Origin of the sequence: Pseudomonas sp. P7759 (assembly GCF_013386445.1) — a bacterium.
GTDB classification, from domain to species: domain Bacteria; phylum Pseudomonadota; class Gammaproteobacteria; order Pseudomonadales; family Pseudomonadaceae; genus Aquipseudomonas; species Aquipseudomonas azotoformans_A.
The window spans coordinates 209,194-226,106 of record NZ_JACART010000021.1 but is presented as its reverse complement, the minus strand read 5'-3'; the positions used below and the strand labels follow the sequence as shown (position 1 = coordinate 226,106).

The window sequence follows — 16,913 nt, the reverse complement described above, 5'->3', positions numbered from 1 at the left end:
CGGGGCAAACCGGCGGTTTTATTGACTCTGAGGTCAGCGATCCCCCGCCGGATTCTGCGCTGCTCCACCTTCCAGTTTTCGCCACAGCAACCGCACATTCGCCTTACGGACCAAGGCGCAGCGATACAGGCGGATTTCCAGCGGCACATGCCATTGCGGCCCGCCGCACACCACCAACTCACCTCGGGCCAACTCCGCCCGCACGCTCAGTTGCGGCACCCAGGCGATACCCAAGCCTTCCAGAGCCATGCTCTTGAGGCTGTCAGCCATGGCGGTTTCATACACCGTGGTAAAGCGCAGTGCACGTTGACGCAACAGCAAGTGCACGGAGCGGCCGAGAAAAGCACCCGCGCTGTAGGCCAAAAGCGGCACACTGCCCTCGCCTTCCAGGTCGAACAGCGGCTTGCCATCGGCATCGGCGGCGCACACCGGGAGCATTTCGGTGTTGCCCAAGTGCAGGGAGGGGAAGATTTCCGCGTCCATCTGCATCGCCGCGTCCGGGTCGTAGAATGCCAGCATCAAGTCGCAACCGCCCTCGCGCAGGGCATGCACCGCGTCGCCGACGTTGGTGGCGACCAGCCGCGTGGCGATGTTCAGGCCTTCGTTGCGCAACTGTGCGATCCAGCGCGGGAAGAAGCCCAGCGCCAGTGAATGCGCCGCAGCCACTTGCATGACCTCGCCCTGCCCGCCTTCCAGGTGATGCAAATGGCGCAGCACTTCACCGAGCTGTTCGACCACCGTGCGCGCAGTCACCAGGAACAACTGCCCCGCCGCCGTCAACTCCACCGGCGTGCGCGAGCGGTTGACCAGGGTCAGGCCCAACGCCGCTTCCAGGCTGCGGATCCGTCGGCTGAACGCCGGCTGGGTCACAAAACGTCGCTCCGCCGCCTGGGAAAAGCTGCGGGTGGCCGCCAGCGCGCTGAAGTCTTCCAGCCATTTGCTCTCAAGGTTCATCACTTCCTCCCACGGGTACGCACCATTTTGGCACACACGCCCGTCATCATAGCCGGGTCACACCTTCATTATGCCGTTTGTGCATAGGCCAGTGTTTAACAGCATTGGCCCAAAAACTTCCACAAGCCTAGCATTCGCAGCGTTCCGGCCAGTTCCGGGTCCCTATCGAGATGATTTCCGTCATGTCCTCTGCTGCATCATTCCGTACCGAAAAAGACCTGCTTGGCGTACTTGAAGTACCGGCTCAAGCGTATTACGGCATCCAGACCCTGCGAGCGGTGAACAACTTCCGTCTCTCGGGCGTTCCGATTTCGCATTACCCGAAATTGGTGGTCGGTCTGGCAATGGTCAAGCAAGCGGCGGCTGACGCCAACCGCGAGCTGGGTCAGCTCAGCGAAGCCAAGCACGCTGCCATCAGCGAAGCCTGTGCCCGTCTGATCCGCGGCGATTTCCACGAAGAGTTCGTGGTGGACATGATTCAAGGCGGCGCTGGCACTTCAACCAACATGAATGCCAACGAAGTCATCGCCAACATCGCGTTGGAGGCCATGGGCCACAACAAGGGCGAGTACCAGTACCTGCACCCGAACAACGACGTGAACATGGCGCAGTCGACCAACGACGCCTACCCGACCGCGATCCGCCTGGGTCTGCTGCTGGGCCATGACGCGCTGCTGGCCAGCCTCGACAGCCTGATCCAGGCCTTCGCCGCCAAAGGCGTCGAGTTCGGCCACGTGCTGAAAATGGGCCGCACCCAATTGCAAGACGCCGTGCCGATGACCCTCGGCCAGGAATTCCGCGCCTTCGCCACCACCCTGAGCGAAGACCTGGCCCGCCTGAAAACCCTGGCGCCAGAGCTGTTGACCGAAGTGAACCTGGGCGGCACCGCCATCGGCACCGGCATCAACGCCGATCCGCGCTACCAGGCCCTGGCCGTGCAACGCCTGGCCACTATCAGCGGTCAGCCGCTGGTGCCAGCAGCCGACCTGATCGAAGCCACCTCCGACATGGGCGCTTTCGTGCTGTTCTCCGGCATGCTCAAGCGTACCGCCGTGAAGCTGTCGAAGATCTGCAATGACCTGCGCCTGCTGTCCAGCGGCCCACGTACCGGGATCAACGAGATCAACCTGCCAGCGCGTCAGCCAGGCAGCTCGATCATGCCTGGCAAGGTCAACCCGGTAATCCCGGAAGCCGTGAACCAGGTGGCATTCCAGGTGATCGGCAACGACCTGGCCCTGACCATGGCAGCCGAAGGCGGCCAACTGCAGCTGAACGTGATGGAGCCGCTGATCGCCTTCAAGATCTTCGACTCGATCCGCTTGTTGCAACGCGCCATGGACATGCTGCGCGAGCACTGCATCGTAGGCATCACCGCCAACGAAGCGCGCTGCCGCGAACTGGTCGAGCACTCCATCGGCCTGGTCACCGCGTTGAACCCGTACATCGGCTATGAAAACGCCACCCGCATCGCGCGTATCGCCCTTGAAAGCGGCCGTGGCGTGCTGGAACTGGTGCGCGAAGAAGGCTTGCTCGACGACGCCATGCTCGACGACATCCTGCGCCCCGAAAACATGATCGCTCCACGCTTGGTCCCGCTGAAGGCCTAAGCGTTTGCTGCACCGCTCACCAGGTTGAGGGACTAGACACCTCTCACCTTTTGAGGGCCTGAAGGCTCGTTCTTCAGGCCCTTTTTTTTGCCTCAAGGTTGTGAAATGACGCCCATAAAAAATCCAATATCGCCCTGCATGCCCACCTCCGTGCTGAAACCTTTAATCGCCTCGGGCAGACGGATCATGTTCGCCTAGGTATAGTGCCGCCCCTCTTCGCGTCAGAGATCGTCGGTAACGAGGTCCTGGACAGCGCGAAACCGCATGAATAACAACCCGCAAAAGGATTGGGGTCGAACTGCCGCGCACTGCCTGGTGCCATGCGGCGTGGTCGGACCGTCCTGCGTTTGCCATTAGAAAAATCAGCGAGGAACACTCCATGCTCGAAGTCATCAACGACTTCCTCTCAGGGAAAGTACTGATCGTGCTCATTGTCGGGCTCGGCGGTTATTTCACGATTCGCTCGCGTTTCGTTCAACTGCGTCACTTTTTCCACATGTTCTCGGTGTTCAAAGACAGCCTGAAGAGCAGCTCCGACCAACTCAGCTCGTTCCAGGCGCTGATGCTCAGCCTGGCTGGCCGCGTGGGTGCCGGTAACATCGCCGGCGTCGGTATTGCCGTGACCCTGGGTGGCCCCGGTGCCGTGTTCTGGATGTGGGTCACCGCGTTGGTGGGCATGTCGTCGAGCTTCATCGAATGCTCCCTCGGCCAGCTGTACAAACGCACTGACGCCGAAGGCACCTACCGCGGTGGCCCGGCCTACTACATCCAGCACGGCCTGCAGAAGCGCTGGCTGGGTATGGTCATGGCGTTCCTGCTGCTGGTGACCTTCGGCTTCGCCTTCAACGGCCTGCAAGCCCACGCCGTGACCCACTCGCTGAACAACGCGTTTGGCCTGGACACCACTTACACCGGCCTTGCACTGGCTGTATTGCTGGGCCTGGTGTTCATCGGTGGGATCAAGCGTATTGCCTCGATTGCCGACCTGCTGGTGCCGGTCAAGACCCTGGTCTACATCGCCGTGACCCTGTACGTGATCGTGCTGCAATTCGACCACGTGCCCGCCATGCTCGCGACCATCGTCAAGAGCGCCTTCGGCCTCGACCAAGCCTTCGGTGGCCTGGTGGGCAGTGCGATCATCATGGGCGTGAAGCGCGGCGTGTTCGCCAACGAAGCAGGTTTAGGCAGTGCGCCTAACGTGGCGGCGGTGGCTTCTGTAGAGCACCCGATTGCCCAGGGCGTGGTCCAGGCGTTCAGCGTGTTCCTCGACACCTTCGTGATCTGCACCTGCACCGCGCTGCTGATCCTGCTCTCCGGCTTCTACACCCCAGGCTTTGAAGGCGACGGCATTGCCCTGACCCAGAACTCCCTGGCGGCCGTGGTCGGCGACTGGGGCCGCATGTTCATCTCCGTGGCCCTGGCGTTGTTCGTGTTCACCTCGATCATGTACAACTACTACCTCGGCGAGAGCAACCTGCGCTTCCTGGTGGGCAACAACCGCAAGGTGCTGATGGGCTACCGCGCGCTGGTACTGGTGTTGATTTTCTGGGGTTCCATCGAGAACCTGAGCACCGTGTTCGCCTTCGCCGACATCACCATGACCATGCTCGCGTTCGTCAACCTGTTCGCCCTGGCGTTCCTGTTCAAGATCGCCATGCGCATCCTGAATGACTACGACAACCAGCGCGCGGCGGGCATCAAGACGCCGGTGTTCGACTCCAGCCAGTTCCCTGACCTGGACCTGGATCGCAACGCCTGGCCAGCCAACCCGGTAAAACCGGAAACGGCGCCATCGGCAGAGCTGAACGCTCAAACGCAACGCTGAAACGCTAAGCAGTGACACGCCGCCCGGCCTTGGGCATGCTCTGGGCCCGGCGGCGTTTTTCGTTCAGGAGAATCTCAATGTCAGCATCCAACAACGTCATGGTGCTCTACACCGGCGGCACCATCGGCATGCAGGCCAGCGCCAATGGCCTGGCCCCTGCGTCCGGCTTTGAAGCCCGCATGCGTGACCAGCTTGCCGGTCAGCCCTTGCCCACCTGGCGCTTCCAGGAAATGGCTCCGCTGATCGACAGCGCCAACATGACCCCTGCGTACTGGCAACGCCTGCACGCGGCGGTGATCGACGCCGTGGACCACGGCTGCGATGGCGTGCTGATCCTGCACGGCACCGACACCCTGGCCTACAGCGCGGCGGCCATGAGCTTCCAACTGTTGGGCCTGCCGGCGCCGGTGGTGTTCACCGGCTCCATGTTGCCGGCCGGCGTGCCGGACAGCGATGCGTGGGAAAACGTCAGTGGCGCGTTGCAGGCGTTGGGTGCAGGTCTGGCACCGGGCGTGCACCTGCACTTCCACGGCGCAATGATGGCACCCACCCGCTGCGCGAAGATCCGCAGCTTCGGCCGCAACCCGTTCGCCGCGCTGAACCGCCAGGGCGGCGCTGACCCTGTCGATGCCATTCCACTCGCCCTGGATTACCGCCAGCCCAAAGCCCTGGCCAACGTCGGCGTACTGCCATTGGTGCCGGGCATCGGCGCGGCCCAACTGGACGCGGTGATCGGCAGCGGCATCCAGGCCCTGATCCTCGAATGCTTCGGCAGCGGCACCGGGCCAAGCGACAACCCGCCATTCCTCGCCAGCCTGCAACAGGCGCATGACAACGGAATTGTGGTCGTGGCCATCACCCAATGCCATGAAGGCGGCGTGGAACTGGATGTCTACGAAGCTGGCAGCCGCCTGCGCGGCGTCGGCGTGTTGTCCGGTGGCGGCATGACCCGCGAAGCGGCGTTCGGCAAGCTCAACGCACTGCTCGGTGCCGGGCTCGACAACAAGGAAGTGCGCCGCCTGGTGGAGCTCGACCTGTGCGGCGAACTGCACTGAACACCCACCTTACATAAGCACCACCGCGCCTGAACCAAGGCTTCCTAGCATGGCAACACCCCAGGTTTCCCCTGAGGTCGTTGCCATTCTTTTGCCTGCCAGGACGCGCCATGCCCCTCCCTCCGTCAACCTATTCCCATCAAAACCTCACCGATACGCTCATCACGCAAATGTCCACCGGGCCTGCGTTCCGCGAAGTCGCCGCCACGCTGCTGCGTGAACAGTTACAAGAGCTATACCCGGCCCTGGACATCGACCCGAACGTGACCATGGTGGGCACTCCGATCTGGGATATTGACGATGGCCACGTCGTGCCCGTCGGCCGCCATTACCAGGCACTCACCGACATCCTCGCCGTCCAGGCCGTGCTGGCGGTGCCGGTGCTGTATATCGAAGGTGAACACTTTCTGACCCAACTGCCGATCGTTGAGCCCGCCGTACACTTGCCGGTGCGCATCCTCGACATCGCCCGCCTGCTCAATGCGCTGGCACCGGTGATGTTGCGCGGTTATCAACAGGCTCAAATGGAGTACTGGAACGCTTCGGAGGCTGACAGCGGCCCGCGCTGGCACGCGCTGGCCAGGACGCTGCGCGACTTCTGGAACCTCGACCAGGCGCCCGGCTTGACCGACGACGATTGCCAGCTGGCACGCCAGCTATATCGCACGCCGGACTTCGCCCTGCGCGGCGTCAATGATCCCCAGGCCGTCAGGGCCTATGTGATTGATATCGACCAGGTCGACGACAAGGGCAAGACCACCCACCTGGATGAGCACCTGATCAGTGTCTTGACCGGTCAACAAAAGGGTCACGAGGTGGTTCTCACCCACACCCTGCTCGGCGGATTCAAGAAATACACCAGCCTGGAACAACTGGGAGAGGATCTGCCGCAGTTGCTGGGCACCGAACTGGGGCCCATAAAAGTGCAGTGGCGCCTGGTGGAGCCCAATGGCGATTTTTTCGACTACCTGGCCTGCGCCTTTATCAGCCTCCAGATCATGGCCATCGGCAGCATCAATTTTTCCAGTTTGCGCGAGCCGGGCGCCTCCCAGCGAAGCCTTATACAACCGCCGGCGCCGCAAGCAACACCCAGTGGCCCGGACTTGCAGCAGTACGTGCAAGCCCTGCCCGACTGGCTGACCGCCGCCTCGGCCTCAGACCAGGACGCCTTCTCGCGCCACCTCAAAGACCTCGCGACCCTGCACAGCTTGAATCGTGGCCGGACTTATCTAGAGGGCATAAGCCCGATCCAGCAATAAGCTCTCGACCAGCTAAACGCCGAGATGCTCAGGGACCACCCCACGGCCTCCACAGGGTGGTTGGGCAACCTCGAGATTGTGGTGCGCAGCCCCGTGATCTGGGGCTTATTCCCGGTACCCGGGCAGTTCGACACGTCTATATTCAGTCTGACCGAGCTGGCCCTGCAGAACCTGATCGCCCTGCCTCTGGGCGTCAAGACGCTGCGCCAGCGCAAGCAGGAACAGTTGCCTGACTGGCTGACCCTTGACTACCTGGAAGACTTGATCAGCCGTGTGGACATCGGCAACACCTACCCGACCCTGGTCAAGGAAACACTGCTGGACGATCCCCTGGAGGCCGCGCGCCGCCAGTTGCTCTACACCCAGCACTTGCGCATCCAACTGCCGATGCTGGCACTGCAATGCAAAATCCGCGACGAGGGTGGAATCAATGAACAGGGCTATCGGTATATCACCGCGTTGATGCAGGCTGCCCCCGCCGACCGCCAGGTGGAGGGCCAGATGATTGTCATCCGCCCGCTGGCCTTTGTGCCGAGCCTGCGGCTGGATACGACCCCGGACGTGGTCGCCAATATGTTCGTGATCGGCCCTCAGGACATGGACGCCGGCCCGTGCTTGCTCTACCGTCCGCTGCTCGATAAACCGCTGTCGCAATTTCCGTCGCCGAACAATCTGCTCTATGCCCTGCAACAGTCAGCGAGCCTACGCGACTCGGTACTGGCCTGGCTGCCCGATGCCAACCGCGATGACTACGCCCAGTTCGTGTTCCCGGGTGATCTGCCTTCGCCCTGGGCGGTGCTCGAATTCGTGGTGGACGCACCCAATGCCTGGGCAATGAGCGGGCCGGTGAAGTTGAGCCAGAACACCGTGGACGGCGATCTGTTCGCCACGTTGTATAACGCCAATGCCAACGCCCTGGTGACACTGGCTGACCGGCAATCGGTGTCCAATGCCGAGGCACGCTGGGCCACCTTCAAGCGCGTCGGCTGGGCAGCCTTCAACGCCGTCCTGCCGTTTCTCGGGCGCACCGTGGGCACGGCGGCCTGGATCTGGCAGATCATGGATCAACTGCAAAACGTGGTCGACGCCCAGTCCCACCCCGAACAGGAGTCGCCCTGGGCCGCCCTCGCGGACCTGCTGCTGAATATCGGCATGGCCATCACCTTGCATTGTGTCACCCACCGTTCGCCAGGCCAGGCACAAAGAGGCAAGGCTTTACCGTTACCGCCCCCCCAACCGCCCACCCAACTGAAACCGGAGATCGTCAGTAAACTCGCGACGATCAGCTCCGACACGCTGGGCTCTCACGAGCGCCCCTTGCATATCAGCGGCGCGGTCAACCGCACGCCAGTGCGCCTGGCCACCGTGCTGGACAGTTTCAAAGTGACCAAACCCAGCGAGCTCGGTGAGATCAACGGCAGGGCAGGACCCCATCAGCATCTGTATCGCGGCGGCGAGCACTGGTACGCCCCCGTGGGCGAGCGCTGGTTTCAGGTGCTGGTGGATGAAAACGACACCGTGTTGATCGTCGACCCCGCTCGCCCCGAGCGCACCGGCCCACCCTTGATCCACAGCCGTAAGGGCGAATGGTTTGTGGATACGCGCCTGCGTCTACGAGGGGGCGGCCCCAAGATCATGAACGGTAAAGCACGCGCGCTTGCGAAAAAGAGGGCTGATGAGCTGCGCAAGGAACTTGATCAATTTGAGAGCGGCAAAGCCACCGCGCAAAAGGCGCTGCAACGTGCTCGCCGTGGATACGACGAAGCCCCTCCTGAAAAGATCGAAGCCTCCCGGAAAATCTACCTCAAGGCCTTGGAGGACCAGTGCAAAGACTACGAGTCGGCGCTACAAAAGCTCAAAGAGTTGAACGTTCACGAACCCAGCACGGGCTACGCGCCAAAGGCCCTCAGCTACATCAAGGCCCAGACCAAACTGACTCAAGAGGCAATGCGCGACATCCTCACCCGCTTCACCCCCAACAGGCAAACCGTACTGGAACAACTGGAACGCCAGACCGAGTCGCCGCAAGAGCGTGATATCAAGGCGTTTCGTGAGACACACGAGTTGACCAACAACTTGCTCACTCAAACTCAATACATGAATGGCCGCTTCGAGGAACTCAAACGCCTGGGTAAAACCGGTTCGCTGCAGCTGGCTGACCAGCAGGCAAAGATGCCCGTCTACTCCATCGACACCCTCAAGGCGTTTCGCGTGACACTCAGCCGCAACCTGTGCCTGCTTGAAGATACCCTCAGCACGGCGCCGGGTGCCTGGACGCAGATTGACGAGATCGTCAACACTGCCGACATCGCGATCCGGTGCCTGTACGACACGCTGGAAGAGATCAGCCAACGGCGCCTGGATGAACGCATTGATAGCCTGAGCAGCCTGATCGAGCAGTTTCAGATACTGGATGAACGCTTGCAGGATTTTCCCGTCGAGTTCCCCACACAAGCCATCACCGAGCCGTTGCTTGAGTTGCGCAAGGAACTCACCGAATTCCAGCAGCGCGCCGCCAGCAACCTCGGTCATCTGAGCCAAGAAAGAACGAACCTGAGAAGCCGCCCCACCCCACCGTCATCCCCGCTGCGTCCCCAAAAGCAATTTATCTACACGCGTTTCAGCGGCCTGTTGATCGGCAAGCCGCGCCTATCCGATGTCGGCCTGGAGACCGGCCTGGTGGATATTCTCTCGCCGCTGACCAATCAAGTCCTCGCGACCTACCATGAGAAAACTGACGGCGTCTGGGTCCGGCGCGAAAAAACCCCGCCCCCCTCGACCGAGTCCATTGCGTTGGACGTACAAACCAGTATCAATCAGGGCCAGGCCTTGCTCGATGAGTTGCCGTTGTTTCTCGCAAAGGCCCGTTCCCATGCCCTGTTCTCCGAACGCGCGCCGTTCGGCATCGAGTACTTGTATCACCAGCATGCTCAGCAACTGGAACACGCCAGCAGCACGATCGAACACGCCCTGACACAACACAACATCACCGAAAGCGATGGGCTGTCCGTCTCCGCCAGTACTGTGACCAAAGACCTCGATACGGCCCTCAAAGACCTCTACCAACAGAGCAATCAGTTGGTACAGCGCAGGCTCAAGCTGCATCCGCCGACCGTGTCCGGCGTCCAATGGCTTGAGCGGCATAAGGTCATCAGCATTAAAAAAGAAACCGTGAAACGTCGCAGGATCTCAAGGGACCCGAACGACTTCCTGGATGAGTACAGCATCACTGACCGCACCAACGGGACCGTATTGTGGTACGCACACTTCCATTACAGCGCCGACTGGACATCGGACAATGCTTATCAATCTGCTCGCCTGATAACCCCGGCAGAACGGTCGGCGGGAAACACAGCCAATCTACCCGCAGAGTTGACCCGCGCGGAAACCGTCGCGTTCTACCGCAGTGAGATCAGCGTGATGCAGGCCGAAAAACTGTTTTTCAATACATCGAAAACCAAATCCGACGATTGATTAATGTCACGGGGCGGCATGCAACTTGCTGCCCCTCTGCCACACCCTGGCGCCGGTTCCCCCATGCTGCATTCACACCTGACCACCCTGAACGCCGTATCCCTGGTCCTGGCCACCTTCAAGGACCAGGGCCTGGCGAGCGATGTATTGCTGGCCGGCAGCGGCATTGGCGTGGCCGATCTGCACCATGCTGACACGCGTATCACCACCTGCCAGGAAATGCGCGTGTGCGCCAATGCCGTGGCCCTGCGCCAAGACATCGGCCTGGAACTGGGCCAGCGCATGCATGTGTCCAGCTACGGTCTGCTCGGTTATGCGCTGCTCACCAGTGCCACCTTAGGTGACGCTTTGCGCCTGGCGCTGCGCTATCCGGCGCTGTTGGGAACACTTTTCGAGCTGAGCCTGGTGGAAGATGGCGATCAGGTCTGGCTGACCGCCGGCGACTATCGGGAAGACCCGGCGCTGGCGGCGTTCAATGTGGAGTTTTGCCTGGTGTCGCTGAAGGTGATCTGCGATGACTTGCTCGGCTGCGCATTACCCCTGCGTGAGGCACGCTTCGACTACTCGGCGCCGGTTTATCACGCCCGTTACGCCGAGCGCTTCGACTGTCCGTTGCGTTTCGACGCCCCGGCCAATGGCTTTGCCTTCGATCAGGAGTGGCTTGCACGCCCCCTGCCCCTGGCCGACGCCATCACCCATCGGGCCATGGCCGAACGCTGCCGCAAACAAAACTCCGAGTTCACCGGACGTCAGGCCTGGCTCAATCGCGTACGCCAATTGCTGGCCGACCAACTGCACGCCGCACCGGGCCTTGATGGCTTGGCGGCGCAGATGAACTGTTCGGCGCGTACATTACGTCGACACTTACAGGCTTTGGGTTGCAGCTATCAGCAATTGCTCGATGAGCTGCGCTTTGAGCAAGCCAAGCTGTGGCTGGCGCAAAACCAGATGCCGATCCATCAGATCGCCGAACAACTGGGCTTCAGCGAAACCGCCAGTTTTCGCCACGCGTTCGTGCGCTGGAGTGGGGTGGCGCCCAGCCTTATGCGCCATTAACGGGCGATTTCCGGTCAAAGCCATTGGCCACATTTATCCCCTTCTGGCCGCTCCTGCCGTTCTCATGAACGCTGCGTGACGCAACACTGCAAGCACAACAACAAGCCTGCGGGAAGTACCCATGCTGACGATCTACTCCGACGATCACCACTTGCACCACGGACGCTGCGAACTGATGGACGGGCAGCTGATGCCCTGCTTCGAAATGCCGTCCCGTGCCGATCATGTACTGCAACGGGTCAAGGACCGCGCTCTCGGCCCGGTGCAAGCGCCGCAGGACTTTGGCCTGGCCCCCTTGCAACGCATCCACAGCCGCGACTATCTCGACTTCTTCAAAGGTGCGTGGGACCGCTGGACCGAGTTCGGCCAGGACGGTGACCTGCTGCCCTACACCTGGCCCGCCCGCACCCTGCGCCGCGTCTTGCCGACCAGCCTTCACGGCCAACTCGGTTACTACAGCTTCGACGGCGGCGCGCCGATCACCGCCGGCACCTGGCAAGCGGCATACAGCGCGGCGCAAGTGGCACTGACCGCACAGCAGGCGATCCTACAAGGCGCCCACAGTGCCTTCGCGTTATGCCGCCCGCCGGGACATCACGCCGCCAGCGACTTGATGGGCGGCTATTGCTACCTCAACAACGCAGCCATCGCAGCTCAGGCGTTTCTCGACCAGGGCCACAAAAAGGTCGCAATCATCGACGTGGATTACCACCACGGCAACGGCACCCAGTCGATTTTCTATGAGCGCAGTGACGTCTTGTTCACATCGATCCATGGCCATCCGGAAGCGGAGTTTCCGTTCTTCCTCGGTTATGCCGATGAGCACGGTGAAGGGGCAGGCGAAGGTTTTAACTTCAACTATCCACTACCCGCCGGATCCGGTTGGGAGCAGTGGAGCGCAGCCCTTGAAGAAGCCTGCCGAGAGACCGAATGCTACGACGCAGACATCATCGTGGTGTCCCTGGGCGTGGACACGTTCAAGGACGACCCTATCTCGCAGTTCAAGCTCGACAGCCCGGACTACCTGGCCATGGGCCGACGCCTCGCGCGCCTGGGCAAGCCAACGCTGTTCGTGATGGAAGGCGGCTACGCCGTCGAAGAAATCGGCATCAACGCCGTCAATGTGCTCGAAGGTTTCGAACAACAAGGAGCGACCCGATGAAGCTGCTCACTACCCTCGCCCTGTGCGCCACCGTCTTGAGCGGTGCCGTCCAGGCTGAAGAAAAAACCCTCAAGGTCTACAACTGGTTCGACTACATCACGCCCAAGGCGCTGGAAGATTTCAAGGCGCAGAACCCGAAGATCAAGCTGGTCTACGACATCTTCGACACCAACGAAGCCCTGGAAGCCAAGCTGCTCACCGGCAACTCCGGCTACGACGTGGTGGTGCCGTCCAACGTGTTCCTCGCCAAGCAGATCGAAGCCGGTGTGTTCCAGCCCCTGGACCGCAGCCAGTTGCCCAACTGGAACCACCTCGACCCCAAGCTGATGAAGTTGATCGAGGCGAACGATCCCGGCAACAAATTCGCTGTGCCCTACATGTACGGCACCATCCTGATCGGCTTCAACCCGGACAAGGTCAAGGCGGTGCTGGGACCAAACGCGCCGGTGGACAGCTGGGACCTGATCTTCAAGGAAGAAAACATCAGCAAGCTCAAGCAATGCGGCGTGGCCTTGCTCGATTCGCCGTCGGAGATCCTGCCGCTGGCCCTGCAGCACCTGGGCCTGGACCCCAACAGCAGCAACCCCAAGGACTACGTCAAGGCTGAAGCCCTGCTGATGAAGATCCGCCCCTACATCACTTACTTCCACTCCTCCAAATACATGGCCGATATCGCCAACGGCGACATCTGCGTGGCCGTGGGGTATTCCGGCAGCTTTTCCCAGGCAGCCAACCGCGCCAAGGACGCCAAGAACGGCGTGACCGTCGACATGCGCCTGCCCAAGGAAGGCGCGCCGATCTGGTTCGACATGCTCGCCATCCCCAAGGGCGCGCAAAACCCGCAAGACGCCTACACCTTTATCAACTACCTGCTGCAACCCCAGGTGATTGCGCCCATCAGCGATTTTGTCGGTTATCCGAACCCAAACAAGGATGCGACCGAGCAAGTCGACCCGTCGATTCGCAACAACCCGAACCTGTACCCGACCGAGGCGGCGATGGCCACGCTGTACACCTTGAAGCCGCTGGGGCGTGACGCAGAGCGGGCCCGGACGCGCGCTTGGACCAAGATCAAATCGGGCACCTGATCAGCATTGCCAGGCCTGGCGCAGCCGCGCCAGCGCCGCAGCAATACCGGCTTCGGGCACGGCGGCAAAGCCCAGTACCAGGCCGGCGCGCTGATCCATCGGCGTGGTGGATTGCGTCAACCAGTAGCCGCTCAAGCCGTTGATCTCGACGTCGGCCGCATGGGCCTGGGCCAGTAGTTGTTGCTCGCGGGCCAGGCTGTCCACACGAACAGTCACATGCAGCCCGGCTGCGACATTGGGCAGCTCGCCAACCCCCTCCAGCCCGCTTGGCCAGCCGGCCAACAACGTATTGCGCCGACTCAGGGCAGCACGGCGCATGCGTCGGATGTGGCGTTGGAAGTGCCCGGCAGCCATGAACTCAGCCATCACCGCCTGGGTGCTGACCTCGGAGTGGCGCATGTCCACCGCGCGACGCCGGGCGAAGGCGTCTACCAGGCCCGGTGGCAATACCAGGTAACCCAGGCGCAATGCCGGAAACGCCACCTTGCCGAAAGTGCCCACATACAGCACTCGACCACTGCGATCCAAGGCTGCCAGCGGCGACAGCGGCGCACCGGTGTAGCGGTACTCGCCGTCGTAATCGTCCTCGATGATCCAGCCCTCCGTGCGTTCGGCCCAGGCCAGCAATTCCAGGCGCCGCGCCAGGCTCATCACCACGCCCATCGGGTACTGGTGCGAAGGCGTGACGTACGCCACGCGACAATCCTGCAAGCGGTTGAGTACCTGGCAATCAATGCCTTCGCCGTCCACCGGCACACCGTGCAATTGCCCGCCAGCCAGGGCGAACGCATGCCCTGCGGCGCGATAGCCGGGGTTTTCCACCGCCACCCCATCGCCGGGCTCCACCAGCAGCTGTGCACAAAGGCTGATCGCTTGCTGTGCGCCACTGGTGATCACTATTTGTTCAGCGGTGCATTGCATGCCCCGTGAGCTACGCAGGTAAGCGGCAATTAATCCGCGTAGGCGGCTGTCACCCGCCGGGTCGCCGTAGCACAGTTGCTCCAGGTCCGGCTTACGCCAGAAAGTCCCGTTCAGCTTGGCCCAGACTTCAAAGGGAAACAGATCGAACGCGGGTACGCCAACCCGGAAGGCCCTCGGAGGCCCCGAGGGCGGCATTGACAAGTGGTTGGTTTTTATCCGTGCCAAACCTGCACTGTGGATAACTTCGTCGTCCAAATCTTCAGGTAAATTTGCCAGCTTTGTGGATAAGGCTGGGGATAAGCCTGTTGAAAACCCTGTGGATACTTTTGTGGATAGTTTTTTGGTACTGGGTAATTGAGCGACATAAGTGCCGTCCCCTACCCGGCTCTCGATAAACCCTTCCGCGTACAGCTGATCGTAGGCACGCACCACACTGTTACGCGAGATCGACAGGGCCGACGCCAGATCGCGGCTGGCGGGCAGGCGCGTCCCACTGACCAATCGCCCATCCAGCACACGCTGGCGTAACGCTTCATACAGCTGGCGCGTCAGCCCCTGACGGCGATCCAGCTCGATACCGGCGGGATTGAACGACAACGGCGGCGTGATGGGCGACATATTGGACCTATGAAATTGGCGTTAGATGGCTCTTACAACAGACCATTAGCCTGCCTAGGATGCAGGCATTCGCCAAGGAATATTTCCATGTACACACCCCGCGCCTTTGCCCTTGAAGATTTGCCCGAATTACAGCAACTGATCCAGCACACCCGCCTGGCGCAGCTGGTGACGGTGGGTGAGCAAGGCCTGCTGGCCAGCCACTTGCCGCTGCTGCTCAATCCCGATGAAGGCGCCCACGGCACGCTCTACGGGCACCTGGCCAAGGCCAATCCACAGTGGAAGGACCTGCAAAACGGCGGCGAAGCCCTGGTGATCTTTGCCGGTGCCGAGGCTTACATCAGCCCGGCGTTTTACCCGGCCAAGGCCGAACACGGCAAAGTCGTGCCCACCTGGAACTACATCGCCGTGCATGCCTACGGCAAGGCAGAGGTGTTCAGCGATGCCGAGCGCCTGCTGGGCGTGGTCACCGCACTGACCGACCGCCATGAAGGCGGGCGTGACCAGCCTTGGAAAGTCAGCGACGCGCCGGCCGACTACATTGACGGCATGCTCAAGGCGATTGTCGGGTTTGCCCTGCCGATCGAGCGCCTGATCGGCAAACGCAAACTCAGCCAGAACCGCAGCCCGGCCGACATGGCCGGTGTCCGCGAAGGATTGGCTGCCAGCCAGGACGTACGCGACCAGACCCTCGCCCGCTTTATTCCCCAAGGAGTCCCAGAATGAGCCCGATCGATATCCGCCAGGTCACCGCCGACGACCACGCCGCGTGGTTGCCGCTGTGGCAGGCGTACCTTAAGTTCTACAACACCGAGCTGCCGGACGCGGTCAGCCAAAGCACCTGGCAGCGCCTGATTGACGCCCATGAGCCGACCCATTCGGCGCTGGCGTGGCAGGATGGCAAGGCGGTGGGCATGGTCAACTTCATCTACCACCGCTCCAACTGGAGCATCGAAAATTCCTGCTACCTGCAGGATCTGCTGGTAGACCCGAGCCAACGCGGCACTGGCGTGGGCCGCAAGCTGATCGAGTTCGTCTACGCCACTGCCAAGGCCGACGGTTGCTGCAAGGTCCACTGGCTGACCCACGAGACCAACGCCACTGCGATCCAGCTGTACGAACGCATCGCCGAACGCCCGGGCTTCATCCAATTTCGCAAAGGTCTTTAAGGAGCACAGCATGTCCACTTCCCTCGCCGACTGGAAAGGCGTCCCGGCGCCGACCGTGCAACTGCTTGAAGGGCGCTTTATCCGCCTGGAAAAACTCGACCCGACGCGCCATGCTGATGACCTGTTCCAGGCTCTCCAGGGCCCCGGCGCCGACCCCAAGCTGTGGGACTACTTGCCTTACGGCCCCTTCCCCGAGCGCCGCGCGTTCAATGACTGGCTGAACAACCACGCAACCCACAGTGACCCGTACTTTTTCAGCGTGATCGACCGCGCGACCGGCCAGGCCCAAGGCATCCTCAGCCTGATGTCTGTCGTTCCCGCCCAGGGCCGTATCGAAATCGGCCACGTCACCTTCGGCGCACCGATGCAACGCTCACCGAAAAGCACCGAGGCAGTGTACTTGCTGGCCAAGCATGCGTTCGACCAGGGTTATCGTCGCCTGGAGTGGAAGTGCAACAACGGCAACGCTCGCTCCAAGTACGCGGCCGAGCGCCTGGGGTTCAGTTTCGAGGGTGTGTTCCGCCAGCACATGGTGGTGAAGGGCAAGAACCGGGACACGGCGTGGTATTCGATCATCGACTCGGAATGGCCACCAATTGGGGCAGGATTTGAAGCCTGGTTGTTGCCAGACAACCTGAACGGTGATCGCCAGTTGAAGACGCTGCTGGAGTGTCGCACCGCGCCTATCTAACTACCACCGGCCCTACACAGGCTTTGCCTTAGGT

The 16,913-nt window shown here is 61.6% G+C and carries 13 protein-coding genes; 11 read left to right on the top strand and 2 right to left on the bottom strand.

The annotated features are described in order from the left end of the window. Positions 1 to 33: 33 nt before the first annotated feature. Positions 34 to 954, bottom strand: coding sequence for a LysR substrate-binding domain-containing protein (locus HX823_RS18520; RefSeq protein WP_038845510.1), 921 nt, complete (start codon positions 952 to 954; stop codon positions 34 to 36). Between the two features lie 182 nt (positions 955 to 1,136). On the opposite strand from HX823_RS18520, the gene aspA reads away from it, so the two are divergent. From aspA to HX823_RS18485, 8 genes are all read left to right on the top strand, one after another. Next, positions 1,137 to 2,561, top strand: coding sequence for an aspartate ammonia-lyase (gene aspA, locus HX823_RS18515; RefSeq protein WP_028618519.1), 1,425 nt, complete (start codon positions 1,137 to 1,139; stop codon positions 2,559 to 2,561). A gap of 379 nt (positions 2,562 to 2,940) precedes the next feature. Then, positions 2,941 to 4,386 carry a sodium:alanine symporter family protein gene (locus HX823_RS18510; protein ID WP_038845508.1) on the top strand — a complete coding sequence of 482 codons (1,446 nt, stop codon included), beginning with the start codon at positions 2,941 to 2,943 and terminating at the stop codon, positions 4,384 to 4,386. Between the two features lie 77 nt (positions 4,387 to 4,463). Next, complete coding sequence (locus tag HX823_RS18505; RefSeq protein ID WP_177075903.1) at positions 4,464 to 5,441, top strand: asparaginase; 978 nt, start codon at positions 4,464 to 4,466, stop codon at positions 5,439 to 5,441. Between the two features lie 110 nt (positions 5,442 to 5,551). Continuing rightward, positions 5,552 to 6,700: a hypothetical protein gene (locus HX823_RS32035; RefSeq protein ID WP_256350159.1), complete on the top strand. Its 1,149-nt coding sequence runs from the start codon at positions 5,552 to 5,554 to the stop codon at positions 6,698 to 6,700. An 81-nt stretch (positions 6,701 to 6,781) separates the two neighbouring features. Further along, positions 6,782 to 10,174: a dermonecrotic toxin domain-containing protein gene (locus tag HX823_RS18500; protein ID WP_256350158.1), complete on the top strand. Its 3,393-nt coding sequence runs from the start codon at positions 6,782 to 6,784 to the stop codon at positions 10,172 to 10,174. A gap of 63 nt (positions 10,175 to 10,237) precedes the next feature. After that, entirely contained in the window at positions 10,238 to 11,230 is a 993-nt protein-coding gene (locus tag HX823_RS18495) for an AraC family transcriptional regulator (protein WP_177075901.1), read from the top strand. Positions 11,231 to 11,351: 121 nt separating this feature from the next. After that, on the top strand, positions 11,352 to 12,392 hold the full coding sequence (locus HX823_RS18490; protein WP_177075899.1) for a histone deacetylase family protein: 1,041 nt from the start codon (positions 11,352 to 11,354) through the stop codon (positions 12,390 to 12,392). Further along, on the top strand, positions 12,389 to 13,480 hold the full coding sequence (locus HX823_RS18485) for a polyamine ABC transporter substrate-binding protein (RefSeq protein WP_177075897.1): 1,092 nt from the start codon (positions 12,389 to 12,391) through the stop codon (positions 13,478 to 13,480). Before HX823_RS18490 ends, HX823_RS18485 begins: the two co-directional genes overlap by 4 nt. Here the strand turns inward: HX823_RS18485 and HX823_RS18480 are convergent, their stop codons facing one another. Then, positions 13,481 to 15,019: a PLP-dependent aminotransferase family protein gene (locus tag HX823_RS18480; protein WP_177075895.1), complete on the bottom strand. Its 1,539-nt coding sequence runs from the start codon at positions 15,017 to 15,019 to the stop codon at positions 13,481 to 13,483. It abuts the gene before it with no gap. Between the two features lie 87 nt (positions 15,020 to 15,106). Here HX823_RS18480 and HX823_RS18475 point away from each other — a divergent pair, with 87 nt between their 5' ends. Genes HX823_RS18475 through HX823_RS18465 form a run of 3 tightly spaced genes read left to right on the top strand, consistent with a single transcriptional unit; the run spans position 15,107 to position 16,879 of the window. Further along, entirely contained in the window at positions 15,107 to 15,745 is a 639-nt protein-coding gene (locus tag HX823_RS18475; protein WP_177075892.1) for an FMN-binding negative transcriptional regulator, read from the top strand. Then, a complete protein-coding gene (locus HX823_RS18470) occupies positions 15,742 to 16,188 on the top strand; it encodes a GNAT family N-acetyltransferase (protein WP_177075890.1) in 447 nt (148 codons plus the stop codon). Before HX823_RS18475 ends, HX823_RS18470 begins: the two co-directional genes overlap by 4 nt. A 10-nt stretch (positions 16,189 to 16,198) precedes the next feature. After that, positions 16,199 to 16,879, top strand: a complete 681-nt coding sequence (locus HX823_RS18465) for a GNAT family N-acetyltransferase (RefSeq protein ID WP_177075888.1) — start codon at positions 16,199 to 16,201, stop codon at positions 16,877 to 16,879. Positions 16,880 to 16,913 lie beyond the last annotated feature (34 nt).

Excerpts from the sequence above, each read along its gene's own strand:
- HX823_RS18520 (WP_038845510.1), bottom strand. The coding sequence starts at position 954 with ATGAACCTTGAGAGCAAATGGCTGGAAGACTTCAGCGCGCTGGCGGCC.
- HX823_RS18480 (WP_177075895.1), bottom strand. The coding sequence starts at position 15,019 with ATGTCGCCCATCACGCCGCCGTTGTCGTTCAATCCCGCCGGTATCGAG.
- aspA (WP_028618519.1), top strand. The coding sequence starts at position 1,137 with ATGTCCTCTGCTGCATCATTCCGTACCGAAAAAGACCTGCTTGGCGTA.
- HX823_RS18485 (WP_177075897.1), top strand. The coding sequence starts at position 12,389 with ATGAAGCTGCTCACTACCCTCGCCCTGTGCGCCACCGTCTTGAGCGGT.
- HX823_RS18505 (WP_177075903.1), top strand. The coding sequence starts at position 4,464 with ATGTCAGCATCCAACAACGTCATGGTGCTCTACACCGGCGGCACCATC.
- HX823_RS18495 (WP_177075901.1), top strand. The coding sequence starts at position 10,238 with ATGCTGCATTCACACCTGACCACCCTGAACGCCGTATCCCTGGTCCTG.
- HX823_RS18470 (WP_177075890.1), top strand. The coding sequence starts at position 15,742 with ATGAGCCCGATCGATATCCGCCAGGTCACCGCCGACGACCACGCCGCG.
- HX823_RS18490 (WP_177075899.1), top strand. The coding sequence starts at position 11,352 with ATGCTGACGATCTACTCCGACGATCACCACTTGCACCACGGACGCTGC.
- HX823_RS18475 (WP_177075892.1), top strand. The coding sequence starts at position 15,107 with ATGTACACACCCCGCGCCTTTGCCCTTGAAGATTTGCCCGAATTACAG.
- HX823_RS18465 (WP_177075888.1), top strand. The coding sequence starts at position 16,199 with ATGTCCACTTCCCTCGCCGACTGGAAAGGCGTCCCGGCGCCGACCGTG.
- HX823_RS18510 (WP_038845508.1), top strand. The coding sequence starts at position 2,941 with ATGCTCGAAGTCATCAACGACTTCCTCTCAGGGAAAGTACTGATCGTG.
- HX823_RS32035 (WP_256350159.1), top strand. The coding sequence starts at position 5,552 with ATGCCCCTCCCTCCGTCAACCTATTCCCATCAAAACCTCACCGATACG.